Origin of the sequence: Streptomyces sp. NPDC056527 (assembly GCF_042794475.1) — a bacterium.
Taxonomy (GTDB): Bacteria; Actinomycetota; Actinomycetes; order Streptomycetales; family Streptomycetaceae; genus Streptomyces.
The window spans coordinates 1-22709 of record NZ_JBHTTQ010000015.1 but is presented as its reverse complement, the minus strand read 5'-3'; the positions used below and the strand labels follow the sequence as shown (position 1 = coordinate 22709).

The window sequence follows — 22709 nt, the reverse complement described above, 5'->3', positions numbered from 1 at the left end:
CTGCCGGACCACCCGCGGCAATCGAATTTCTCGCAGAGGCACACAGAACACGCCAAGGTCGCACCACGCCCTCTGGACGCCTCGCACGCCCCGCGCTTCACTCGCGAGCCATGAGACATCAGAAGATCATGAGCATGATCGGTGGGCTCGTCCTGGCCGCGGGCGCCCTGCTCACCGCGCCCCCGGCCACCGCGGCCGCTCCTGCCGACCCGCCCCCGGCCGAGTTCGGCAGCGACTGGCACGACCCGCTCACCGCCGCGCCACCCGTGGCCAAGCCTCCCACCCGCTCCTGCGAGGTCCTGCTCGCCGCGGCGCAGTTCCGCGACTTCACGCCGTACAAGGGGAGTTACACACCTCCGAAGGAGTGCGGCACCCGCTGGAGCAAGGTCGTCCTGCGCCTCGAAGGAGAGGTGAAGGGACGTCAGTACGACCGCCTCGGCCACCTCGCCGTGGGCGGCGTGGAGATCTTCCGCACCTCCACCCCGCAGCCCTCGCCCGACGGCATCCGTTGGTCGGTGGAGAAGGACGTCACCCGCTACCGCGACACCCTCGGCCGTCCCCAGCCGGTCGAGATGCTCATCGGCAATGTCGTGAACGAGACGTACACCGGCGTCATCGACGTCCGGGTCACGCTCACCTTCCACATGGCCCGAGGCGCTGTGAAACCCGCGGCGGACACCCCCGAACGGGTGCTGCCGCTCGACTCCGCCGGCCTGACCACCCCGCGCAACACCGAACGGATCCTCGCCGAGGTGTACGCCACCGGCTCGGGCGGCGGCTGCGAGGAGTACTGGTACCTGACCGTGCCCGACGCGGCCCCGTACTCCTGCAAGGCGACCGACGGGCCGTACCGCGAGGTCCGCGTCTCCGTCGACGGACGGACCGCGGGCATCGCCGCCCCCTTCCCGACGGTGTGGACGGGCGGCTGGTCGAATCCCTTCCTCTGGTACGTCACCCCCGGCCCGCGCGCCTTCGACATCCAGCCGATCGTCTACGACCTGACCCCCTTCGCGGGCATCCTCAACGACGGCCGCGCCCACCGGGTCGAGGTGTCGGTCCTGGGAGTCCCCGCCGGTCAGACCGGCTGGAGCACGCCCACCAACATCCTGCTCTGGCAGGACGAGGGCCGCGCCGTGGTCACCGGCGGTCTCGACCGGTACGAGGAGTCCGCACCGCGCAACTCCACGGTGCACACGCCTGGTTCGGAGCACCGGCTGGACACGGAGGGCGGGCATGCGCTCACCGTCGCCGGTCATCTGAACACCTCGCACGGCCGTGTCGACACCACGGTCGCCCGGACCCTCGCGCACACCTCCGTGCACCGCTGGGCCGAGGGTGAGAACCCGGACGCGCTCACCGCTCGGTGGACCGACGACGAGACCGTGACCGTCGGACGCACCACGACCCGCACCCATCGCACGTACACCATGGACGGCGAGACGACGATCGGCGCGGGCGACCGCCTGAGGACGGTGCTGGCACTCGGCGACCGCGTCCACACCGAGGTCGTACGGGGTGGCGAGCGGCTCTCCTGGTCGCGCCTCGACCACAGTTACGCCGGCGACGCCACCTACACCACCGGTGTGCCCCGCGATCAGCGGCACGCGGTCGGGACGACGTCCGACCGCTACCGACTCCATGGCTCTCACGGCTGCTACGACCGCACGGTGAAGACGGCGCAAGGGGTCCTCACGGAGGACCGTCTGCGCTGCTGAGGGGCGCGAAAGGGGCCGGTGACGAGCCGGTTTGGAGCAAGGTCCAAGATTTACATGGATGTTGCATCGGGTCTTCTGTGGAATACACGGCTCCGACATAGTGGCGCGCACTGCGGAAGTTTCTTTCCGCATGACAGAAGTCCGCTATGGAGGAGTGCCCGTGCCGCACGCCGCCCCACCAGCACCGCCCGCGCCGTCCCTCGCGCGCCGCGCAGCCCGTCTGCTGCGCACCTCGCTCTTCGCGCAGGTCGCCTGCGCGCTCCTGCTCGGAATCCTCGTCGGGCGGCTGTGGCCCGAGGCCGCATCGGCCGCCCAGCCGCTCGGCGACGGATTCATCCGCCTCATCAAGGCGATGATCGCCCCGCTCGTCTTCTGCGTGGTCGTCGCCGGCATCACCAAGGCCGGAGACCTCAAGGCCTTCGGCCGCATCGGGATCAAGGCCCTCATCTGGTTCGAGGTCGCCACGACCGTCGCCCTCGTCCTCGGTCTGCTCGCCGCCAACCTCCTCGGGCCCGGCACCGGGATGAACATCGACCCGGCCACCCTCGACGCCTCCGCGGTCGATGCCAAGACCGGAGGCGGGGAACTCCCCTCGACCTCCGAGTTCCTGCTGCACTCGCTGCCCGACAGCGCGGTCGGAGCCTTCGCCGAGAACTCGCTGCTCCAGGTGCTCGTCCTGTCCTGCCTGGTCGGTGCAGCGCTGCTGCATCTCGGCCAGAGCAAGGTGCCCGCGATCCTGCCCGCCATCGAGCAGGCCCAGGAAGTCGTCTTCGCCGTCGTCGGTTTCATCATGAAGCTCGCCCCGCTCGCGGTCTTCGGTGCCACGGCCCACCTGGTCGGCGAGTACGGGCTCGGTGCCCTCTCCACGTACGGCAAGCTCATCGCGGTCTGTTACGGCGTGGCGCTGCTCTTCCTGCTCGCCCTGGCGCTCGCCCTCAAGGCGCTCACCGGGATCAGCCTCTGGAAGTTCGTCCGCTACACACGCGAGGAGATGCTCCTCGCGCTGGGCACCGCGTCCAGCGAGACCGTGATGCCGCGCATGATGCAGAAACTGCGCGCCGCCGGTTGCCGCGACGACGCGGTGGGGCTGGTGCTGCCGACGGGCTACTCGTTCAACCTCGACGGAGCCTCCATCTATCTCTCCGTCGGTACGCTCTTCATCGCCCAGGCCGTCGGTGTGGACCTGAGCATCGGTCAGCAGATCACCGTCGTCCTCGTCCTGATGCTCACCAGCAAGGGCATGGCGGGCGTGCCGGGTTCGGCGTTCCTCGCGCTCTCCGCGACCGCCGCCGCCCTGGGCGTCATCCCGGTCGCGGCCGTGGCCCTGCTGCTCGGCGTCGACCGGATCATGGACGCGATGCGCGTCGCCACGAACCTGCTCGGCAACTGCGTGGCCGTGTTCGTGGTCTCCCGCTGGGAGGGGGCACTGGACCGCGTGACGGCCAAGGCCGTACTGAACGGTGAGATCCCCTTCGTACCGGAACAGGCTGAGGAGACGGTGTCGGACGAGGAGCCCGCGGACGCCGCCGCGCAGTCCCGAGCCGCTCGGCAGCCGTCGAGTTGAGCGACCGCGGGGCCCGGCCGGTGCGAGCCGGGCCCCGCGCCGTTCGCCGCTAGACGGGCTTGACCGAATCCACGCCCGACCGGGCCTTCTTCCACTCACCGCGGGTGAAGTCCGGGATCGGCAGCGGTACGCCCTTGGCCTTGATCGAGGCGTGGCTGAGCGGCACCGGCGCCGTCCAGGTCGCCGCGTCGTACACGTCGAAGTCGGGGACCAGACCGAGCTGCATGCACTGCATCAGCCGGAAGATCATGATGTAGTCCATGCCGCCGTGCCCACCCGGCGGATTCGCGTGCTCCTTCCAGAGCCAGTGGTCGAACTCCGTGGCGTACGCCGCGAAGTCGCCCCACTGGTGCCCCTTGTGGTCCGGCTCCACATAGATCCGGGCCGGATAGTCCTCGAACACGCCCAGCGTCCCGCCCAGACTGTTGATCCGACTGTACGGGTGCGGCGTCGAGACATCGTGCTCCAGCCGGATCACCCGGCCCTTCTCCGTCTGGACCAGGCTGATCGTCCGGTCGGCCCCGATGTACGTCTCCTTCCAGCTCGGGTCGCCCGGCGGCATCTCCTTGGCGCGGTACTCGGCGAGACCGAGCGCCGGCGTCCCGAAGCTGCTGATGCTGACCGCACGGTCGCCCCGGTTGATGTCCATGTAGTTGGCGACCGGGCCGAAGCCGTGGTTCGGATAGAGGTCGCCCCGCAGCTTGGTGTGCCAGAGCCGGCGCCACGGGCCCTCGTAGTACGTGGGGGAGAACATCAGCTCGCGCAGATCGTGGTTGTACGCCCCCGCTCCGTGCAGCAGATCCCCGAACTTGCCCGCGTGAGCCATGCGCAGGACCCGCATCTCGTTGCGGCCGTAACAGCAGTTCTCGAGCTGCAAGCAGTGGCGTCGGGTCTGCTCGGAGAGGTCGACCAGCTCCCACAGGTCCGCGAGCGTCATCGCGATCGGACACTCCACGCCGACGTGCTTGCCGTTCAGCATCGCCGCCCGCGCCATCTCGACATGGAGCTCCCAGGGCGTCGCCACATAGACGAAGTCCAGGTCGGAGCGCTCACAGAGGTTCTCGTAGTCGTTCTCGCCATGGGTGTACAGACCGGGGGAGGGCTGTCCGGCGGCGACCACCTTGGCCGCGGCGCGCTCCGCCTTCTCCTTGACCGGGTCGCAGATCGCGACCACCCGCACCCAGGGGAGCGCGAGGAAGAGGTCGATCATGCTGCCGCCCCGGTTGCCGAGGCCGACGATGCCGACCCGGACCGTGGAGCGTCCCTCGAAGGGAACCCCGGCCATGGTGGCGCCTCTGCGCCGGGGTGCACGGGCGGTCTCCTCGGAGGCCGTGGTGGCCGCGGCGGCCTCCGGCGAGGCGGCGGCGGCCTGACCGGCGCCCAGGGTGCCGAGGCCGATGCCCGCTCCCGCGACCCCGGCCGAGGTCCGCAGGACGGAGCGACGGCTCGGCGGCTGCGGTGCGTTGTCGTTCATGGAACCTCCAGTAGCTGTGTGCACGGCTGGCTCATGAATCCCGCTCAGGACCCTGGCCGTTGAGACTGGTGGTGCGCAAGGGCGCGGATTGGACTCTTGTGACGGGTAGTTGGACTCTTCCATTCCGCATGGCCGCGTCATGCGGACGACGAGGGCCACTCACCCACATGGGGCAAGGGCCCTCGTCCTGTCGCGCGGGACGTCACGGACGCGTCGCGCGCTCCAAGGCCAGGAGCACATGCTCATAGCTCCGGCCGGTCGCCCGGTCCATACCGATCTCGCACATCCGGTTCGCCGACAGATGAGCGTCGAAGGGGCGCGCCGTCACCTCGGCCGCCTCCCGCGCGGTGGCCGAGGCCGTCAGCTCCGGATGGAGCATTCCCCGGTCGCCGGCGAAGGCGCAGCAGCCCGCGTCCTCCGGGACCACGACCTCCTCCGCACAGGCCCGGGCCAGCGCCGTCAGCTGTTCCTCGTCCCCCAGATGCCGCATGGAGCACGTCGGATGAACCACCGCCGAACCCACCGCACGCCGTACGTCGAGCCGCGGCAGCAGCTCGTCGGCGGCCCACACCAGGGAGTCCAGGACCGTCAGCTCGGCATGCAATTCCCGGTTGTCGTCGGTCAGATACGGCACCACCTCGTGGGCGATCCCTAGCGTGCACGAGGAGGCGTCGACGACGAGGGGCAGCCGCCCGCCCGCCGTCCAGCCCCAGGCCGCCTCCACGATCCGGTTGGCCATCACCTCGTTGCCGCGCTCGTACCCCTTGGAGTGCCAGATCGTCGCGCAACAGGTCCCGGACACGTCGTCCGGAATCCACACCGGTCTGCCCGCCCGCGCGGAGAGCGCGACCACCGCCTCGGGGAGCGAGGGGCCCGGCCGCCCCTCCGGCCCGCCGAAGATCCGGTTCACACAGGCCGGGTAGTAGATGGCGACCGCAGCCGGTCGGTGGGTCCGGGGGAGGCGGCGGCCCGCCGCACCCGGGATCTCCGGCAGCCACTCCGGTACGAGATCGGGGCGCACCGCCTTGCGTGCCAGGCCGGTCGCCGATGCCAGGAGACGGTCCCCGATCCGGTCCGCCGCGGCGACGGCGAGCCGCGCGGACGCCTCCACGGCGCGGAAGCTCCGGGCCGCGAGCGCAGCGACGAACTCCTCTCGCGGCGAGTGCCGCCGATGACGGAAGTCCTTCATCATCGCCCCGGTGTCGATACCGACGGGACAGGCCAGCTTGCACGTGGAGTCGCCGGCGCAGGTGTCCACGGCGTCGTAGCCGTACGCCTCCAACAGGCTCGCCTCCACCCGGGACCCGTCGCTCTGCCGCATCATCTCCCGTCGCAGCACGATGCGTTGGCGCGGAGTGGTCGTCAGGTCGTGACTGGGACAGGTCGGTTCGCAGAAGCCGCACTCGATGCAGGGATCGGCGACCGCCTCCACCTTCGGGATCGTCTTCAGGCCGCGGAGATGGGCCTGCGGGTCACGGTCTAGGACGATCCGCGGCGCGAGTACCCCGTCCGGATCGATGACCTCCTTCGTCCGCCACATCAGCGCCGTGGCCTTCGGCCCCCACTCCAGCTCCAGGAAGGGCGCGATATTGCGGCCCGTGGCGTGCTCGGCCTTCAGCGAGCCGTCGAACCTCTCCACGGTCAGCTTGCAGAACTCGTCCATGAAGGAGGCGTACCGCTCCACGTCCGTGGGGTCGCCGGCGTCGAACGCGAGCAGGAAGTGGAGATTGCCATGGGCGGCGTGACCGGCCACGGCCGCGTCGAACCCGTGCCGGGACTGCAGCTCCAACAGCTCCGCGCAGGCCTCGGCGAGCCGGGTCGGCGGGACGGCGAAGTCCTCGGTGATCAGCGTCGTACCCGAGGGGCGCGAGCCGCCCACGGCGGTCACGAACGCCTTGCGGGCCTTCCAGTACCCGGCGATCGTCCCCGGGTCGCGGGTGAAGGAGTTGCTCACCGAGGCGACGGGCGCGACCAGCTCCAGCCCGTCGAGGACGGCGGCCGCCGCCCGCTCGTACGCCTCCTGTGTCGCCGCGTCCGGCGCGCGGAACTCCACCAGCAGCGCGGCCGTCTCCTTCGGCAGCCCGGCCCAGTCGGCCGGCACCCCGGCGACGCTGACCGAGGCACGCAGGGTGTTGCCGTCCATCAGCTCGACGGCGATCGCCCCGGCGTCGTTGAAGCGCGGCACGGCGGCGGCCGCGGCCGGCAGCGAGGGGAAGAACAGCAGCGCCGTCGAGACCTTCCGGTCCAGGGGCAGGGTGTCGAAGACGACCTCGGAGATGAAACCGAACGTGCCCTCCGAGCCGACCATCAGTCCGCGCAGGATCCGCACCGGCGTGGCACCGTCCAGGAAGGCGTCCAGACGGTAGCCGTTGGTGTTCTTGATCGAGTACTTGGCACGGATGCGGGAGACCAGCTCGGGGTCGGCCTCGATCTCGGCCTTCAGCTCCATCAGCCCCGCGCACAGGCGTGGCTCGGCGCGCGCGAGCTCCGCGTCGGCGGCCGGATCGGCGGTGTCCACGACGGTGCCGCTCGGCAGGACGCAGGTGAGGGAGGCGACGGTCCGGTACGAGTTCCGGGTCGTCCCCGCGGTCATGCCGGAGGCGTTGTTGGCGACGACCCCGCCGATCGTGCAGGCGACGGCGCTCGCCGGGTCGGGTCCCAGGACCCGGCCGTGCCGCACGAGCGCGGCGTTGGCGCGGACGACCGTGGTGCCGGGGCGGATCCGGGCGCGGGCACCGCCGTCGAGCACCTCGACGCCCGCCCAGTGCCGGCGCACGTCGACCAGGATGTCCTCCCCCTGAGCCTGCCCGTTGAGGCTGGTCCCGGCCGCCCGGAACACCACCGCTCGGCCCTTGCCGTGCGCGTAAGACAGGACCGCGGAGATGTCGTCGATGTCCTCCGCCACCACCACGACCTGCGGGACGAACCGGTAGGGGCTCGCGTCGGAGGCGTACCGCACCAGGTCGGAGACCTTCGACAGCACCTTGCCGGGGCCGAGGAGCGCGGTCAGCTCCTCCCGCAGGTGCCGTGGAGTGCCGCGGGACTGGAGATCGGGGACTCGGTCCGGGGCCGGGGTCCGCTTCGTGCCCGGACGCAGGGCCTGCGGGTTCGGCTCCAGCAGTGGCATGTCACGGCTCCCCTCGGCGCTGCCTGCGCCTCTTCGGTCAGCAGCGCCGCTCCGGCACGTGGTCGACCAGAGCGGACAGCAGACCTCCGAGCACCTCGCGCTGATCGACGGTCAATGGAGCAAGGATGTCCTCTGCGGCCGCCCGACGGGCGCTTCGCAACGCGCGCAGCGTGGCGCGCCCCGAGTCGGTGAGCTCGATCCTGACCACCCTGCGGTTCGTCGGATCGGCTACGCGGCGCACCCGGCCCGCCGCCTCCAGACCGTCCACGAGGCTGGTGACCGCCCGCGGGACGACCTCGAGGCGCTCGGCGAGATCGGCCATCCGGGGCGGCTGGTCGTAGTGCGAGACCGTGCGCAGCAGGCGGGACTGCGCGGGAGTGATCCCGATCGGCTCAAGCTGCTGCTTCTGGCTGCGCTGCAGGCGTCGGGTGAGGCGCAGCAGCTGCTCGGCGAGGAGGCCGTCGGCGTCGGGGGTGCTCATGGGGGAACGATATCAGGACCATGTTCATTGTGAGTATAGGTAACAATGAGCTATGCTCTGATCGACTTCACTCCTCTCACCCCTCGTAGGAGCCCATGCGCCCCCATGAAGAGTCCGATTGGACACCCCCACCGCGCGACCCCGCGCAGCCGAAGGAGCCCGCGCAGATGCGGCGCATCCTGCGGCTCTTCCGCCCCTACCGCGGGCGGCTCGCCGTCGTCGGCCTGCTCGTCGGCGCCTCGTCCCTGGTGACGGTCGCCTCGCCGTTCCTGCTGAAGGAGATCCTCGACACCGCGATCCCGCAGGGCCGTACGGGGCTGCTCAGCCTGCTCGCCCTCGGCATGATCGTCACCGCGGTGATGACGAGCGTCTTCGGCGTGCTCCAGACCCTCATCTCCACCACCGTCGGCCAGCGGGTGATGCACGACCTGCGCACCTCGGTCTACGCGCAGCTGCAGCGGATGCCGCTCGCCTTCTTCACGCGTACGCGCACGGGCGAGGTCCAGTCCCGGATCGCCAACGACATCGGCGGGATGCAGGCGACGGTCACCTCGACCGCCACCTCCCTCGTCTCCAACCTCACCGCCGTCGTCGCCACCATCGTCGCCATGCTCGCGCTCGACTGGCGCCTCACCGTCGTCTCGCTGCTCCTGCTCCCGGTCTTCGTCTGGATCAGCCGGCGCGTCGGCCGCGAGCGCAAGAAGATCACCACGCAGCGCCAGAAGCAGATGGCCGTCATGGCCGCGACCGTCACCGAGTCGCTCTCCGTCAGCGGCATCCTGCTCGGCCGGACCATGGGCCGTGCCGACTCGCTCACCAAGTCCTTCGCCGAGGAGTCCGAGCGCCTCGTCGACCTCGAAGTGCGCTCCTCCATGGCCGGACGGTGGCGGATGTCCACCATCGGCATCGTCATGGCCGCCATGCCCGCGCTGATCTACTGGGCCGCGGGCTTCGCACTCCAGGCGGGCGGACCGGCGATCTCGCTGGGCACCCTCGTCGCCTTCGTCTCGCTCCAGCAGGGCCTGTTCCGGCCCGCGGTGAGCCTGCTGTCCACGGGCGTCCAGATCCAGACCTCGCTCGCCCTCTTCCAGCGGATCTTCGAGTACCTCGACCTCCCCGTCGACATCACCGAGTCCGCGAACCCCACCCGGCTGGAGAAGATCAGCGGCGAGGTGGCGTTCGAGAACGTCGACTTCCGCTACGACAGCGAGGCGCCCGGCCGGGCGACGCTCGACTCCGTCGACCTGGCCGTCCCGGCCGGAGGCAGCCTCGCCGTCGTCGGACCCACCGGCTCCGGCAAGTCCACGCTCAGCTACCTGGTGCCCCGGCTCTACGACGTGACCGGCGGACGGGTGCTGCTCGACGGCGTCGACGTCCGCGAGCTGGACTTCGACACCCTCGCCCGGGCCGTCGGCGTCGTCTCCCAGGAGACGTACCTCTTCCACGCCTCCGTCGGTGACAACCTGCGGTTCGCCAAGCCCGACGCCACCGACGAGGAGATCGAGGCCGCCGCCCGCGCCGCCCAGATCCACGACCACATCGCCTCGCTCCCCGAGGGCTACGACACCCTCGTCGGCGAGCGCGGCTACCGCTTCTCCGGCGGCGAGAAGCAGCGCCTCGCCATCGCCCGCACCATCCTGCGCGATCCGCCCGTGCTCATCCTCGACGAGGCGACCAGCGCGCTGGACACCCGTACGGAGCATGCCGTGCAGCAGGCCATCGACGCGCTCTCCGCCGGCCGCACCACCATCACCATCGCCCATCGGCTCTCGACCGTCCGCGACGCCGACCAGATCGTGGTCCTCGAAGCCGGCCGGATTGCCGAGCGCGGCACGCACGAGCAGCTCCTCGAGCGGGACGGCCGGTACGCGGCCCTGGTGCGCCGTGACGAACACACGAACGCGGGAGCGGTTGTTCCCCAGAACGTGTGATCGTTCCCGTCTTTCGTTGCCCGACTCCCTTGTGACGACTGATGATTACGGTGCGCAAGCGACGGGCTGCAGACCGCGATCGCGCACTGTCCCACAGTTGCATCCTGCACAAGGAGAACGCACCACCATGAACGTGATCACCAACCTGCTCGCCGGCGTCTTCCACTTCCTGGGCTGGCTCGTCTGACCCTGGTTCGTCCGACTCGGCACGGCCGGTATGCGCAGTGCACGGCGCCGTCGGCTCCCCGTCCCAGGGAGCCGGCGGCGCCGCCGCATGTGCGGGCTCCCCGGATTCGCGGGTCCGCCGGGTTAGCGTGCGCCCATGACGCACCGGTCCTGGCAGCCCGAACACCGTCGCCGCCGCCCCCGGCTCACCCGCCGCGGCAAGATCGCGCTGCTCCTCGGCGCGGCCCTCGCGGTGACGGCCGCGATCACCGTGCCACTGCTCCTCCGCGACGAGGACAAGGCCGAGCCCGTCCCCCGGAAGCAGCGGACCCTGCTGATCCCCGAGGGCTGGCGGGCGGGCCAGGTGTACGCGGCCATCGACCGATCCCTCGGCCTCGCGGAGGGAACCACCCTCGGCGCGGCGGCCGCCCCGGCCACCGTCCTCAAGCTGCCGGCGGCCGCGGCGGGGAACCCCGAAGGCTACCTCTTCCCGGCGACGTACCCCGTGGAGGCCGCGACCACCCCCGCCAGCCTGCTGCGCTACATGGTCGACACGGCGGGGAAACGCTTCGGCACCGCTCACATCAACGCGGGCGCACAGCGCCAGGGCCTCAGCGTCCACCAGATGGTGATCATCGCCAGCATCGTGCAGGCCGAGGCCGACACCGGCGAGGACATGGGCAAGGTGGCCCGGGTCGTCCACAACCGCCTCGCCAAGGGCATGGCGCTCCAGATGGACTCGACGCTGAACTACGCCCTGGGGCGCTCCACCGTGGACACCACGCATGCGGACACCAAGATCGACAGCCCGTACAACACGTACGAGCGCCCAGGGCTGCCGCCGACCCCGATCGGGAACCCGGGCGAGCAGGCGATGAAGGCGTCGATCGAACCGGCGCCGGGCGACTGGCTGTACTTCGTGACCGTGCGGCCGGGGGACACCCGCTTCACCGCCGACTACGCCGAACACCAGGCGAACGTGGCGGAGTTCAACGAGAACCGCCGCGCGGCGCAGGCGGGGTGAATCAGCGGCTCGCCACAGGCTCCCGCTCCAGGAGGCGCCGGATCTCGGTGACGGCGGCGCGCCCGGCCCGGTTGGCGCCGATCGTGGAGGCCGAGGGCCCGTACCCGACCAGATGGACGCGCTCGTCCCGTACGGCGCGGGTCCCCTCCACCCGGATGCCGCCGCCCGGCTCGCGCAGTCCGAGCGGCGCGAGATGGTCGATCGCGGCACGGAATCCGGTCGCCCAGAGGATCACGTCCGCGTCCACGGTCCGGCCGTCGGCCCAGACCGCACCGGTGGGGGTGATGCGGTCGAACATGGGGTTGCGGTCCAGGATTCCCCGCTCCCGCGCGCTCCTGATCGCGTCGTTGAGGGGGAGGCCGGTGACGGAGACGACGCTCTGCGGCGGCAGCCCCAGCCGTACGCGCTCCTCGACCATGGCGACCGCCGCCCGGCCCTCCATCTCGCCGAACGGCCCCTCGCGGTAGACGGGCTCGCGCCGGGTCACCCATGTCGTCTCCGCCGCGACCTCGGCGATCTCCATCAGATGCTGGGTCCCCGAGGCACCACCACCGACCACGATCACCCGCTGACCCGCGAACTCCTCGGGGCCGGGGTAGTTCGCGGTGTGCAGCTGGCGGCCGCGGAACGTCTCCTGGCCCTGGTAGCGCGGCCAGAAGGGACGGTCCCACGTTCCGGTCGCGTTGATCAGCGCGCGGGTGGAGTACGTCCCCTCGGAGGTCTCGACGAGAAGCCGGCCGTCCTCGCCCTCGCGGACGGCGCCGACCTCGACGGGCCGGTGGACACGGAGGTCGAAGCGCTCCTCGTACGCCGTGAAGTACTCGCCGATCACCTCGGAGGAGGGCCGGCTGTCGTCGGCGCCGGTCAGCTCCATGCCGGGCAGCGCATGCATTCCGTGGACCTTGCCGTACGTGAGCGAGGGCCAGCGGAACTGCCACGCGCCGCCGGGCCGGGGTGCGTGATCGAGCACGACGAAGTCTCGATCGGGCGCGAGACCCGTGCGGCGCAGGTGGTGGGCGGCGGAGAGCCCCGCCTGCCCGGCACCGATCACGACCACGTCGACGTCTCGCACGTCCTGCCCGCTCTCAACCCCGAAATCGTTCACGGTTCCACTAACCGCGGTGGGGTCGGGGATCTTCCCGCGTGTGGCGGCGTGCCCCGCGGCGCCCGGTGTCCCCCACCCCAGAAGAGGACACCGAGCGCCTGCCGACCGGCCTACCGGCCGCCGCCCGCCACAAGGAGCGGTGCGCCGCCGGGAGCGGAGGCCGGACGTCCGTTCGCCGCCGGGACACCGAGCAGCGGCGAGGCGGGGATCCTCGGCAGCAGCCCACGCGCCGCGAGCTGCGGGGTCACGCCCTCCCCGAACCAGTACGCCTCCTCCAGATGGGGGTAGCCGGAGAGCACGAAGTGCTCCACACCGAGGTCGTGGTACTCCTCGATCCGGTCGGCGACATCGGCATGGCTGCCGACCAGCGCGGTGCCGGCCCCACCCCGTACCAGCCCCACGCCCGCCCACAGGTTCGGCGCGATCTCCAGCTTGTCGCGCTCCAGCGAACCGCCGCCGTGCAGCGCCAGCATCCGCTGCTGACCGACCGACTCGCTCCTGCCGAGCGTCGCCTGGGCCGCGGCGATCGTCTCCGGATCCAGATCGGAGAGCAGTCGGTCGGCGGCCGACCACGCCTCCCGCGAGGAGTCCCGCGAGATCGTGTGCAGCCGGATGCCGAACCGCACCTCACGCCCGCGCTCCTCGGCGAGCCGCCGGATCCAGTCGATCTTCTCCTTGACCTGCCACGGCGGCTCGCCCCAGGTCAGATACACGTCCGCATGCCCGGCCGCGACCGGCCCGGCCGCAGCCGACGACCCGCCGAAGAAGATCTCCGGCAGCGGGTCCGGCGGCAGCGCGGTGAGCCCGCCCTCCACCTTGTAGTGCCTGCCGTCGAAGTCGTACGGCTGCCCGCTCCACACGCCCCGGACCACCTCCAGGAACTCGGCCGTCCGCTCGTAGCGCCGGTCGTGGTCCAGATGGTCGCCGAAACGGCGCTGCTCCACCGAGTCCCCACCGGTCACCACGTTGAGCAGCAGCCGGCCGCGGGTGATCCGCTGATACGTGGCCGCCATTTGCGCGGCGAGCACGGGCGAGACGACACCAGGGCGGAACGCCACCAGGAACTTGAGCCGCTCGGTGTGCTGGGCGAGCGCGACCGTCGTCAGCCAGGCGTCCTCGCACCATGTGCCGGTGGGCGTGAGCACGGCCTCGAAGCCCAGCTGCTCGGCCGCCTTGGCGATCTGTGTCAGGTACTCGATGTCGGGGGCGCGCACACCGGTCACGGTCCGAGACCGGCTGATGCCGCCGCCGGTGTAGGCGTGCCGGTCGACGAGGGTCCGGCCGTCGCCGCCGGTCGGCAGGAACCAGTGCAGATGGACGGTCATCAGGAGGAGGCCTTTCCGTAGCTGCGCGCCGGGGTGGTGGCCGGCGGCAGGTTCTTGTCGAAGCGGTCGTCGAGGTGGTCGGCGCGGCTCCGGTTCGGGGGTCGGACTGGGGGGCAGTGGTTCGGCGCGTCCGCGCCTCCGTGCCGAGGGTCTGTCGTCAGGCAGCGTGGGCGGTGGAAGCGCCTTCGTCGGCACCGAGTTCGGCGAGCAGTCGGCAGCGCAGCGCGGCGAAGCCGGGGTCAGCGGGGGAGCGGGGGCGGTCGAGGGGGACGGGTGTGTCGTACGCGATGACTCCGTCGCGCATCACCACTGCCCGGTCGGCGAGCAGCAGCGCCTCGTCGACGTCGTGCGTGACGAGCAGCACCGCGCAGCCGCGCCGCTGCCACACCTCGGCCACCAGTCGCTGTGCCTTGATCCGGGTGAGCGCGTCGAGCGCGCCGAACGGTTCGTCGAGCAGCAGCAGATCGGGTTCCGGTACGAGAGCCCGGGCGAGCGACGCCCGCTGCGCCTCGCCCCCGGAGAGGGACCTGGCCCACGACCCGGACCGGTGGCTCAGCCCGACCTCCTCCAACGCCCGCTCGGCCACGGCCCGTTCGGGCTTGCCGGGCAGTCCGAGGAGGACGTTGCGCCACACCCGCTTCCAGGGCATGAGACGGGGTTCCTGGAAGGCGACGGCCCGGCGCTTGGGGACGAGGACGGTCCCGGATATGTCCCGGTCGAGTCCGGCGAGGACGCGCAGCAGGGTGGACTTGCCGCAGCCGCCGTGTCCGAGAAGCACGGTGAACTCCCCGGCGCGCAGGGTCAGGTCGAGGCGGTCGATGACCGGGCGTCCGTCGAAGGAACGGGTCAGGCCCTGGACGATCACTGCCCGGTGAAGGTCGGTCGCCATGGCGGCAGCAGCCTTTCGAGAGTGCGGACGACGGCGTCGGCGAGGAGGCCGAGGAAGGCGTGGTCGACGAGGCGGACGACGATGACGTCGGCACCGAAGAAGTCACGCGCCTGGGAGGGCACGCCGAGGGCGCGCGCACGGATGTCGGCGCAGGTGGTGGATCAGGGGTGAGAGGGCGTCAGCAGCCGCGAGGACACGCGGCGGAGGCCACCCGCAGCAGGTCGATGTGACCGCGCGTGGTGAGCAGGGCTGTACGCAACATGGCGCGAACGTAGCGACTCGTTCCGGTGCCGGTCAACGGTGTCTCGGAGCGTGGACGCGCAATCTCGTGGTATGAACGGCAGGATGCCCCCATGGCATTCACCACCACGGTCCTCACCCTCACCACCGGCACCAGCGAGACGGTCACCGACCTGACCTCGGCCTGCACCGAGTTCCTCGACCGCGCGGCCCAGGGGGGCGACGGCCTCCTCAACCTCTTCGTCCCCCACGCCACGGCCGGCCTGGCGATCCTCGAAACGGGCGCGGGCAGCGACAAGGACCTCCTGTCCGCCCTCCACCACCTGCTCCCGGCCGACGACCGCTGGCAGCACCGCCACGGCTCCCCGGGCCACGGCCGCGACCACGTCCTCCCGGCCATGGTCCCGCCCCACGCGACGGTGCCGGTGATCAGGGGCGGTCTGGAGCTGGGAACGTGGCAGTCGATCTGCCTGGTGGACACCAACAAGGACAACCCCGAACGTCAGGTGCGGTTGACGTTCCTCGGGTAGCGGCGGGACCGCAGGCGGGATCTCCGGCCGTACGAACGGTTCGCTCCGCACCTCGGAGGCGTGACGCGAGGCCGGAGGGCGGCCCCCTCTCCTACGGTGACGGGAGCGCCCGCCTGCCGTTCAGAGGTCCGGCGGTCTCGTCACCGTGGGCCCACCCGTGGCCGGCCGGCGCGGGGCCCGGCGTGTTCAGCCGGAGTGGGTGCGGATCCGCCAGAGCCCGAACCCGGCGAGCAACAGCGTGAGCCCGAGGAACGCCGACAGCTCGATCCACTGGAACCGCCAGTAGCGGTCGGCGGGCTGGTACGTGTAGCTGAAGTGCAGGTTCTGCTGGGCGGCACATTGCATGGCCGCCCGCTGATCGATCCGCCGGCATCCCTCGGCCTGTTCAGCGGTGTACGGCGTACCGTCCGCGTTGAACACCTCGCTGCTGGACGTCAGCGACCAGGCGCCGGGCATCGTGTAGCCGTCGATCCGCGCCCCGCTTTCGTTCATGCCCATGAAGTCCGCTCGCGACATCGCCTCGACGTCGAGCTTCACGGTGCTGGTGACCGGCGTCATGAGGTGCTGCCGGAGCGCGGCGGGCATGAGGACCTGGATCACGGCGAACAGGGCGAGGGTCAGCGCCATGGCCGGCAACGTGCGGCGCACGAGCAGCCCGATGACCGTGCCGAGGAGGAACGCGACGGCGGCGTACCCGATGGGCGCGATGTTGCGCGAAGCGAACGTCAATGCGCCGAACCGTTCGCCGATCAGCTGGTCGTAGCGGCTGGCGCTCCAGGTCAGGAGCAGGCTGAGAAGCCCGGTGACCGCCATGCTGACCAGGGTGAGGAGCGTCAGTTTGACCGCGAGCCAACGCATGCGGGTGATGCTCTGGTTCCAGACCAGGCGGTCGGTCTTCTCCTCCAGCTCGCGGGTGACCAGCGGCGCGCCCCAGAAGGCCCCGATCAGCGCCGGCATGCCCAACAGCAGGGCGCCGATGAACGCGACCTGCGGGCCGTACGCCTCCTCGAAGGCTCGGCGGGCGCCGGTGCAGTCGGCGGGCAGGCAGCCGACGATGTCGGTGGTGTAGGCGTGCCGCATCTGGTGGCCGAGGATGACGAGGTAGATCGCCAGCGCAATCAGCGCCGCGAACGCGACCACCGCCTGCGTACGGAACTGTCGCCAGGTCAACCAGATCATCGCTGTGCCTCCACAGGGGTGAGCGAAGAGCCGCGGACCGACGCCTCGGCGGCACGGGTCATGTACGCCAGGCCGATGTCTTCCAGGTCGGCGTGGTCCGCACCCGGGATCGGGTCGCTGCTGCGCACGATCACGGTGGTCTCGCGGACGGCGCGGTCGATGTGGATGACTTCGGCTCCGGCGGGCAGGTCGTCACGATCGGCTCGCGTACCGGTGATCCGATAGTGGACGGCGAGGAGGTCGGCGACATCGCCGGCGAGCTGGACCCGCGACGCGGCCAGCACGATGAGGTGGTCGCAGACCCGCTCCAAGTCGCCGAGCAGGTGTGAGGAGAGGACGACGCTGACGCCGAGTTCGGCGACGAGGTCCAGCACGTCGCGCAGGAACGCGCTTCGCGCCAACGGGTCCAGGGACGCGACCGGTTCGTCGAGGATCAGCAACTCGACTCGTTTGGCGGCCGCGACGGTGAGGGCGAGCTGGGCCCTCTGACCGCCGGAGAGCCGGCCGGCCTTCTGCGCGGGGTCGAGGCCGAGCTGCTGGATGCGCCGCTGCGCCAGGGACATGTCCCAACGGGGGTTGAGCTTGGCGCCCAGCCGCAGATGGTCGGCGACGGACAGCCCGGAATAGACCGGGGCCTCCTGCGCGACGAAACCGACCCTCGCCAGCTGCACCGCTCCGGCAGCCGGGCGATCGCCCAGCACCGCGACGCTCCCGGTGGTCGGCGCGATCACGCCGCAGGCCAGCCCGAGCAGCGTGGACTTTCCCGCGCCGTTCGGGCCGACGAGGCCGACGATCCGCCCGGCCGGTACGCGCAGGTTGCAGTCCGTCAGCGCTGTCGTCCGGCCGTAGCGCTTGCCCAGCCCTTCGGTCTCGATGATCGGCGTCATGGCTTCGCGCCTGACGCTGTGTGAGTGGTCCACAGGTGAATCTCCCGTCTCACGGACTCACGGATGTGGGATCCGTTTCTAGGAGGTGGGCGGTCACAGGACGGTCAGCGTCGTTGTGACCGCGCTGTGACGGAGGCCCCGATAACCTCGAACCATGAGGGTGCTGGTGGTCGAGGACCAGACGGAGCTCGCTGACTCGGTGGCGCGAGTGCTGCGGCGGGAGGGGATGGCTGTCGACGTCGCCTACGACGGCGCGGCCGCGCTGGAGCGCACCGATGTCGTGGACTACGACGTCGTCGTCCTGGATCGCGATCTGCCCGGGGTGCACGGCGACGACGTCTGCCGCACCCTGGTCGCCCGGGAGGCGTCCGGCCGTGTGCTGATGCTGACCGCTTCGGGCACGGTCGCGGAGCGGGTCGAGGGGCTCGGTCTCGGCGCCGACGACTACCTGCCGAAGCCTTTCGCGTACGCCGAGCTCGTAGCCAGGATCCGTGCGGTCGGCCGGCGCAACCACCCGGCGACGCCGCCCATCCTGCTCCACGGCGAGCTCCGGATCGACCCGGCGCAGCGCATCGCCACCCGCGCCGGCGCCCGACTGCCGCTCAGCCCGAAGGAGTTCGCCGTCCTCGAATACCTGCTCACCGGCCAGGGCAGGGTGATCTCCGCCGAGGAGCTCCTCGACCGCGTCTGGGACGAAGCGGCCGACCCGTTCACCACCACGGTGAAGGCGACGATCAACCGACTGCGGGCGAAACTCGGCGATCCGCCGCTCATCGAAACCGTGGCCCGCGCCGGATACCGGATCTGAGATGCCCCCGGTCCACCGGCTCCGGCTGCGTTTCGCCGCGCTCTACGGCGTGATGTCGGTCCTCTCCGGCATGATCCTGCTCGCCGTCGTCTTCACGCTGGCGCGGGACCGACTACCGACCGACGCCCCCATGCCGGCGGGCGCCGAAGCCGCCCGACCAGGTGGGGACGTCATCGGAACCCCCGCCCCGTACCTCGACTTCAAAGCCGACATGCTGCTGGTGTCGGGGATCGCCCTCGCGATCGTGGCGCCGGTCTCGCTGATGCTGGGCTGGATGTTCGTCGGACGCATGCTGCGCCCCGTGCGGGTGATGACCGTCAGCCTGCGGCAGATCTCCGGATCCAACGTCCACGAGCGCCTGGCCGTTACGGGTCCCCGCGACGAGTTCAAGGACCTCGCGGACACGGTCGACGGCGTGCTCGCCCGGCTGGAATCCGCGCTCGACGGCCACAAACGCTTCGTCGCCAATGCCGCCCACGAGCTGCGTACACCGTTGACCGTCGAACACGCGCTGATCGAGGAACCGCTGATCGACCCCGACGCGACCGTCGATGCCTTTCGGGCGAACTTCGAGCGTCTGCTCGCCGCCAACCGGCAGCGCGGCCTGCTGCTGGAGTCGCTGCTCACGCTCGCCGGTAGCGAGCACGGTCGCCAGCGGGTCGAGGAGGTGGACCTCGCCGCGGTCGTCCAGCAGGCGATCCGGGACCGGACCCCGGACGTCGACCGTCACCGGCTCCGGGTCAAGGCCGCCGTCCGGCCCGCCCGGCTCCTCGGCGATCCGATGCTGATCGCGCGGCTGGTCTCGAACCTCTGCGACAACGCGATCCACTACAACATCCCAGGCGGCGTGATCGACATCAGTACGCGGCTCGACACCGGTCAGGCGCTGCTGGGCATCGCCAACACCGGGTCCGTCGTCCCGCCCGACGAGGTGCAGCGCCTCTTCGAGCCGTTCCAGCGGCTGCACCGGGTCTCCGACGACGCCCGTCACGGGCTCGGCCTGTCGATCGTCCGCGCCATCGTGACCGCGCACTCCGCTGAGCTGAACGCGTCCTCACACCCGGAGGGTGGTCTCGTGGTCGAGATCGCGTTCCCCGCCGTCGAACGGAACCCCGAACCCGCGGACTGAGACGCCGCGGTCCTGCTGCGGACGAGCCGACCGAGTTCTCGAGAAGCTCCCCAGCCGGTCCCACACCTCGTCCCGGACCTCGACGACTTGCTCGTCGGCGGTGTCGCCGGGCGGGCGGCCGTCCCGGATGGCATACGTTTCCCGTCGGGAGTCGTCAGAAGTGACGCGAGGGGCCGACGTGGGGCTCGCCGTGCCGTACCGCGTCATGGGCGGCGAGTGCGGCATGCAGGGTGACCAGGTCGGCGCCCCGGGAGGCGTCCAGTCCGGTGAGATCCGTCGCCTTGCGCAGGCGGTAGTCCACGGTGTTCGGATGGACCTGGAGCCGGGCCGCCGCCCGGCGACGGTCGAGGCTGCAGGCGAGGAAGGTGCGCAGGGTGGCCAGCAGTTCCGGGCGGGTGTCCAGCGGGTCGAGCAGTGCGGCGAGCCCTTCCCTGGCCGGGCTCGGACGGCTCAGCTGATATTCGAGCAGTACGTCGTCGAGCAGATACAGTCCGGGCCCATGGCCGGCTGCCTCGGCCACCTCCCGTACCTCGCCGGCCAGCCGGGCGGCTTCCGCGACGCCCTCCGGCGGCGCCGCGGCCGCCGCGGCCAGCACCTCGGCGCCGCACATCCGGCCCAGTTCGGTCACCAGCCGGGAGAGCCGGTCCCGGTCCGCGGGGCCGAAGGCGGAGGCCGGCGCCTCGTGCGGAATGAGGACCAGCCCTCCGCCGTCCGACAGCACGGAGAGCTCGACTCCCGCCGTCTGCCGATGCAGTTCGTTGCGCAGCCGCCGGAGTTTGCGGCGAGCGGCGACCGCGTGGTTCACGCCGGGCACCAGCTCGTCCGGGTGGCGTCCCACGGAGAGGCTCAGTACGAGGTAGCAAGGCGGCAGCCGGATGCCGGCGCGGTCGGCCGCCGCCCGGGGGCTGCCGCCTTCCAGCAGTCGGGACAGCAGCGACTGGAGGGCTACCTGGTCGTCGCTCAGCGCCGTCTGCCGTTCCTGCACGTACCCGGCGGCGACTTCGCAGCTCACCAGCCTGAGATACGCGAGCAGCTGACGCTGGACCAGCAGCACATCGTCGATGTCGCCCGGTTCGGCCGCCGGAAATACATGGGCGGCGCACTCCTCCGCACCGAGGTGATAGGCGCCGACCACGGCCTCCAGCGGCACTCCCTCGTCGGCACGCCGAGCCGACGACTCGCGTAGCTCCGCCTGCTCCGACTGATCCGGCAGTTCGCCGGTGCGCAGCATCTCGGCGAAGCTCCGGATGCCGCGTGTCACCTGCTTGGCGATGTCGCCGCCGAGCTGTTCCGGCGGCAGCCTTCCGTAGACGGGCAGGCGTTCGACGAGCCGGACCATGACCGCACGCTCGAGTGCGTCGGCGGCGGCCCGCAGCAGGTCGTATACCGGAACGCCGCCGAAGCGCGGCACCGCGTCGCGTGCCGCGGCGTTGGATGCGGTCACAATCCACCTCTCAAATCTCTGTTGTCCGCCCTGGAGGCGCGGCGGCGCACCGCCTCCATCATGTTTCCGGGACATCTCCTACCGGTTGGTAACACGCCAGGCCGGTGGATTGCCAGACGTGGCGAACCGCGGCCGCGTCGTTCGTCGGATCTCCCCGTACGACCCGACCGCACCGGAGAGCCGCCATGACCGAACCTCCACTCGCCGTACAGGGGACCGTCGTCTCCGGGCAGGGAGCCGCCGATCCCCGGCCGGTCGTGCCGCTTTCGATCCCTCGGGCAGCCGGTCGGCCCCCCACTCACGAATCGAGGAAGCCATGTCCAGGACAGCAGTTCGTCTGATGTGTATCGCTGTCGCCACCGCGGCGGCCATGACCGCCGCGCCCTCGGCCACCGCCACCGAGTCCGTCGTGGCCGCGACCACGACCGCGGCCACGACCACCGCGAGCGACCCGTTCTACACCTACAGCGGCAGCGAGCCCCTGTCGTCGTTCGCCCCGGGCACCGTGCTGAAGACGCGGACGCTGCCGTACCACCTCGTCGGCATTCCCACGCCGTTGAGGGCGATCCAGCTGCTCTACCGCAGCACCGATGCCCAGGGACGCCCGGCCGCCAACGTGACCACGGTGGTGCGCAGCCTCACGGGCGACGGAAGCAAGGCCGTGTCGTACCAGTCGTTCTACGACTCCCTGAACCCGGAGGACGGGCCGTCCCGCGCCATCGCCGGCAACCTCACCCTCGGCGGCGTGATCCCCAACGCCGAGGCCGCCTTCATGGCGCCGCTGCTGGCGAAGGGCTACAGCCTCGTCATCCCGGACACCCAGGGGCAGCGGGCCGCCTTCGCCGCCGGACCCGAGTACGGAACCAACACCCTGGACTCGATCCGTGCCGCGACCAGGTCCGCGGAGACGGGGCTGAGCGACGACACCAGGTTCGGCCTCATGGGCTACTCGGGCGGCGCCATCGCCACGAACTGGGCGGCCGCGATGGCACCGGCCTACGCGCCGGACGTGAACCGGAAGTTGGTCGGCTTCGCCGAGGGCGGCCTGCTCGTGACCCCGGCGCACAATCTGAAGTACGTGGACGGCTCCCTCTCGTGGTCGGGCGTCATCCCCATGGCGATCATCGGTGTCTCCCGCTCCTTCGACATCGACGTCAAGCCCTACCTGAGCAGCTTCGGCCTGAAGGTGTACGCGGAGCTGGAGAAGGGCTCCATCGTCGACGCCCTCGGCCGCTACCCGGGTCTGACCTGGCAGAAGATGGCGAAGCCCGAGTACGAGAACATCAACTCCGTTCCCGAGCTGGTCACGGCGGTGAACCGGATCAACCTCGGCTCCGCCGCCACCCCGACCATCCCGGGGTTCATCGCCCAGGGCGACGCGGGCGTCCTGGAGGGAACCTTCGGCAACCGCCCCGGGATCGGTACGGGTGATGGCGTCATGGTCGCCGGGGACGTGCGGGCGCTCGCCCGGCAGTACTGCGCCACCGGCAACGCCGCCATCACGTACCGGCAGTACGAGCTGCTCAGCCACATCGGCGTACCCCTCGTCTGGGCCCCGCTCGCGATGGACTGGCTCGATGCCCGCTTCGCGGGCGCGGCGGCCCCGTCCGACTGCGGCCGCATCCCCGCGGGCAACTCGCTGGCGCCGGAAGTGCCGACGTCGCTGTCCTGACCCGTGTGGTCCTGCCGCGC

General features: G+C 71.0%; 17 protein-coding genes and 1 pseudogene. 8 read left to right on the top strand and 10 right to left on the bottom strand.

What is annotated here, in order from left to right; translation table 11 throughout:
- The first annotated feature begins 110 nt into the window (after positions 1-110).
- A complete protein-coding gene (locus ACFQ7Q_RS11150; RefSeq protein WP_383552403.1) occupies positions 111-1715 on the top strand; it encodes a peptide-N4-asparagine amidase in 1605 nt (534 codons plus the stop codon).
- A 160-nt stretch (positions 1716-1875) separates the two neighbouring features.
- Positions 1876-3279, top strand: coding sequence for a cation:dicarboxylate symporter family transporter (locus ACFQ7Q_RS11145; RefSeq protein ID WP_383552400.1), 1404 nt, complete (start codon positions 1876-1878; stop codon positions 3277-3279).
- Positions 3280-3328: 49 nt separating this feature from the next.
- On the opposite strand, the gene ACFQ7Q_RS11140 is transcribed toward ACFQ7Q_RS11145, so the two are convergent.
- From ACFQ7Q_RS11140 to ACFQ7Q_RS11130, 3 genes are all read right to left on the bottom strand, one after another.
- Positions 3329-4753, bottom strand: a complete 1425-nt coding sequence (locus ACFQ7Q_RS11140) for a Gfo/Idh/MocA family protein (RefSeq protein ID WP_383552398.1) — start codon at positions 4751-4753, stop codon at positions 3329-3331.
- 202 nt (positions 4754-4955) lie between these two features.
- The gene (locus tag ACFQ7Q_RS11135; protein ID WP_383552395.1) at positions 4956-7880 is read right to left on the bottom strand and encodes an FAD-binding and (Fe-S)-binding domain-containing protein; all 2925 of its coding nucleotides are present in this window, start codon (positions 7878-7880) and stop codon (positions 4956-4958) included.
- 37 nt (positions 7881-7917) lie between these two features.
- Complete coding sequence (locus tag ACFQ7Q_RS11130) at positions 7918-8361, bottom strand: MarR family winged helix-turn-helix transcriptional regulator (protein WP_383552392.1); 444 nt, start codon at positions 8359-8361, stop codon at positions 7918-7920.
- 95 nt (positions 8362-8456) lie between these two features.
- Between ACFQ7Q_RS11130 and ACFQ7Q_RS11125 the strand changes: the two genes are divergently transcribed.
- Both ACFQ7Q_RS11125 and mltG read left to right on the top strand, forming a co-directional pair.
- Positions 8457-10292 carry an ABC transporter ATP-binding protein gene (locus ACFQ7Q_RS11125; protein ID WP_383552390.1) on the top strand — a complete coding sequence of 612 codons (1836 nt, stop codon included), beginning with the start codon at positions 8457-8459 and terminating at the stop codon, positions 10290-10292.
- 322 nt (positions 10293-10614) lie between these two features.
- On the top strand, positions 10615-11481 hold the full coding sequence (gene mltG, locus ACFQ7Q_RS11120; RefSeq protein ID WP_383552387.1) for an endolytic transglycosylase MltG: 867 nt from the start codon (positions 10615-10617) through the stop codon (positions 11479-11481).
- A 1-nt stretch (position 11482) separates the two neighbouring features.
- Here mltG and ACFQ7Q_RS11115 read toward each other — a convergent pair whose 3' ends face one another.
- From ACFQ7Q_RS11115 to ACFQ7Q_RS11100, 4 genes and pseudogenes are all read right to left on the bottom strand, one after another.
- Positions 11483-12553 (bottom strand): NAD(P)-binding domain-containing protein, encoded by a 1071-nt coding sequence (locus ACFQ7Q_RS11115; RefSeq protein ID WP_383552648.1) that lies wholly within the window; start codon positions 12551-12553, stop codon positions 11483-11485.
- 143 nt (positions 12554-12696) lie between these two features.
- The gene (locus ACFQ7Q_RS11110) at positions 12697-13911 is read right to left on the bottom strand and encodes an LLM class flavin-dependent oxidoreductase (RefSeq protein ID WP_383552384.1); all 1215 of its coding nucleotides are present in this window, start codon (positions 13909-13911) and stop codon (positions 12697-12699) included.
- A gap of 157 nt (positions 13912-14068) precedes the next feature.
- Positions 14069-14800: an ABC transporter ATP-binding protein gene (locus tag ACFQ7Q_RS11105; RefSeq protein WP_383552381.1), complete on the bottom strand. Its 732-nt coding sequence runs from the start codon at positions 14798-14800 to the stop codon at positions 14069-14071.
- Positions 14773-14916, bottom strand: a pseudogene (locus tag ACFQ7Q_RS11100) (ABC transporter permease); the annotation flags it as partial. The pseudogene ACFQ7Q_RS11100 and the gene ACFQ7Q_RS11105, both read right to left, overlap by 28 nt.
- 237 nt (positions 14917-15153) lie before the next feature.
- On the opposite strand from ACFQ7Q_RS11100, the gene ACFQ7Q_RS11095 reads away from it, so the two are divergent.
- Complete coding sequence (locus tag ACFQ7Q_RS11095) at positions 15154-15570, top strand: YjbQ family protein (RefSeq protein WP_383552378.1); 417 nt, start codon at positions 15154-15156, stop codon at positions 15568-15570.
- A gap of 186 nt (positions 15571-15756) precedes the next feature.
- Here ACFQ7Q_RS11095 and ACFQ7Q_RS11090 read toward each other — a convergent pair whose 3' ends face one another.
- Both ACFQ7Q_RS11090 and ACFQ7Q_RS11085 read right to left on the bottom strand, forming a co-directional pair.
- On the bottom strand, positions 15757-16749 hold the full coding sequence (locus ACFQ7Q_RS11090; RefSeq protein ID WP_383552375.1) for an ABC transporter permease subunit: 993 nt from the start codon (positions 16747-16749) through the stop codon (positions 15757-15759).
- A complete protein-coding gene (locus ACFQ7Q_RS11085) occupies positions 16746-17636 on the bottom strand; it encodes an ABC transporter ATP-binding protein (RefSeq protein WP_383552372.1) in 891 nt (296 codons plus the stop codon). The genes ACFQ7Q_RS11090 and ACFQ7Q_RS11085 overlap by 4 nt, the downstream gene beginning before the upstream one ends.
- A 154-nt stretch (positions 17637-17790) precedes the next feature.
- Between ACFQ7Q_RS11085 and ACFQ7Q_RS11080 the strand changes: the two genes are divergently transcribed.
- Entirely contained in the window at positions 17791-18444 is a 654-nt protein-coding gene (locus ACFQ7Q_RS11080) for a response regulator transcription factor (protein ID WP_383552369.1), read from the top strand.
- A 1-nt stretch (position 18445) separates the two neighbouring features.
- Positions 18446-19573, top strand: a complete 1128-nt coding sequence (locus ACFQ7Q_RS11075) for a sensor histidine kinase (protein WP_383552366.1) — start codon at positions 18446-18448, stop codon at positions 19571-19573.
- 154 nt (positions 19574-19727) lie between these two features.
- Here ACFQ7Q_RS11075 and ACFQ7Q_RS11070 read toward each other — a convergent pair whose 3' ends face one another.
- Positions 19728-21017 (bottom strand): PucR family transcriptional regulator, encoded by a 1290-nt coding sequence (locus ACFQ7Q_RS11070; protein ID WP_383552363.1) that lies wholly within the window; start codon positions 21015-21017, stop codon positions 19728-19730.
- 316 nt (positions 21018-21333) lie between these two features.
- Here ACFQ7Q_RS11070 and ACFQ7Q_RS11065 point away from each other — a divergent pair, with 316 nt between their 5' ends.
- Positions 21334-22689, top strand: coding sequence for a lipase family protein (locus tag ACFQ7Q_RS11065; RefSeq protein ID WP_383552360.1), 1356 nt, complete (start codon positions 21334-21336; stop codon positions 22687-22689).
- The last annotated feature ends 20 nt before the right edge of the window (positions 22690-22709 follow it).

Coding starts and splice junctions, on each gene's coding strand:
- ACFQ7Q_RS11095 (WP_383552378.1), top strand. CDS start 15,154: ATGGCATTCACCACCACGGTCCTCACCCTCACCACCGGCACCAGCGAG.
- ACFQ7Q_RS11065 (WP_383552360.1), top strand. CDS start 21,334: ATGTCCAGGACAGCAGTTCGTCTGATGTGTATCGCTGTCGCCACCGCG.
- ACFQ7Q_RS11090 (WP_383552375.1), bottom strand. CDS start 16,749: ATGATCTGGTTGACCTGGCGACAGTTCCGTACGCAGGCGGTGGTCGCG.
- ACFQ7Q_RS11135 (WP_383552395.1), bottom strand. CDS start 7,880: ATGCCACTGCTGGAGCCGAACCCGCAGGCCCTGCGTCCGGGCACGAAG.
- ACFQ7Q_RS11110 (WP_383552384.1), bottom strand. CDS start 13,911: ATGACCGTCCATCTGCACTGGTTCCTGCCGACCGGCGGCGACGGCCGG.
- ACFQ7Q_RS11105 (WP_383552381.1), bottom strand. CDS start 14,800: ATGGCGACCGACCTTCACCGGGCAGTGATCGTCCAGGGCCTGACCCGT.
- ACFQ7Q_RS11075 (WP_383552366.1), top strand. CDS start 18,446: ATGCCCCCGGTCCACCGGCTCCGGCTGCGTTTCGCCGCGCTCTACGGC.
- ACFQ7Q_RS11140 (WP_383552398.1), bottom strand. CDS start 4,753: ATGAACGACAACGCACCGCAGCCGCCGAGCCGTCGCTCCGTCCTGCGG.
- ACFQ7Q_RS11125 (WP_383552390.1), top strand. CDS start 8,457: ATGCGCCCCCATGAAGAGTCCGATTGGACACCCCCACCGCGCGACCCC.
- ACFQ7Q_RS11085 (WP_383552372.1), bottom strand. CDS start 17,636: ATGACGCCGATCATCGAGACCGAAGGGCTGGGCAAGCGCTACGGCCGG.
- ACFQ7Q_RS11130 (WP_383552392.1), bottom strand. CDS start 8,361: ATGAGCACCCCCGACGCCGACGGCCTCCTCGCCGAGCAGCTGCTGCGC.
- mltG (WP_383552387.1), top strand. CDS start 10,615: ATGACGCACCGGTCCTGGCAGCCCGAACACCGTCGCCGCCGCCCCCGG.
- ACFQ7Q_RS11150 (WP_383552403.1), top strand. CDS start 111: ATGAGACATCAGAAGATCATGAGCATGATCGGTGGGCTCGTCCTGGCC.
- ACFQ7Q_RS11080 (WP_383552369.1), top strand. CDS start 17,791: ATGAGGGTGCTGGTGGTCGAGGACCAGACGGAGCTCGCTGACTCGGTG.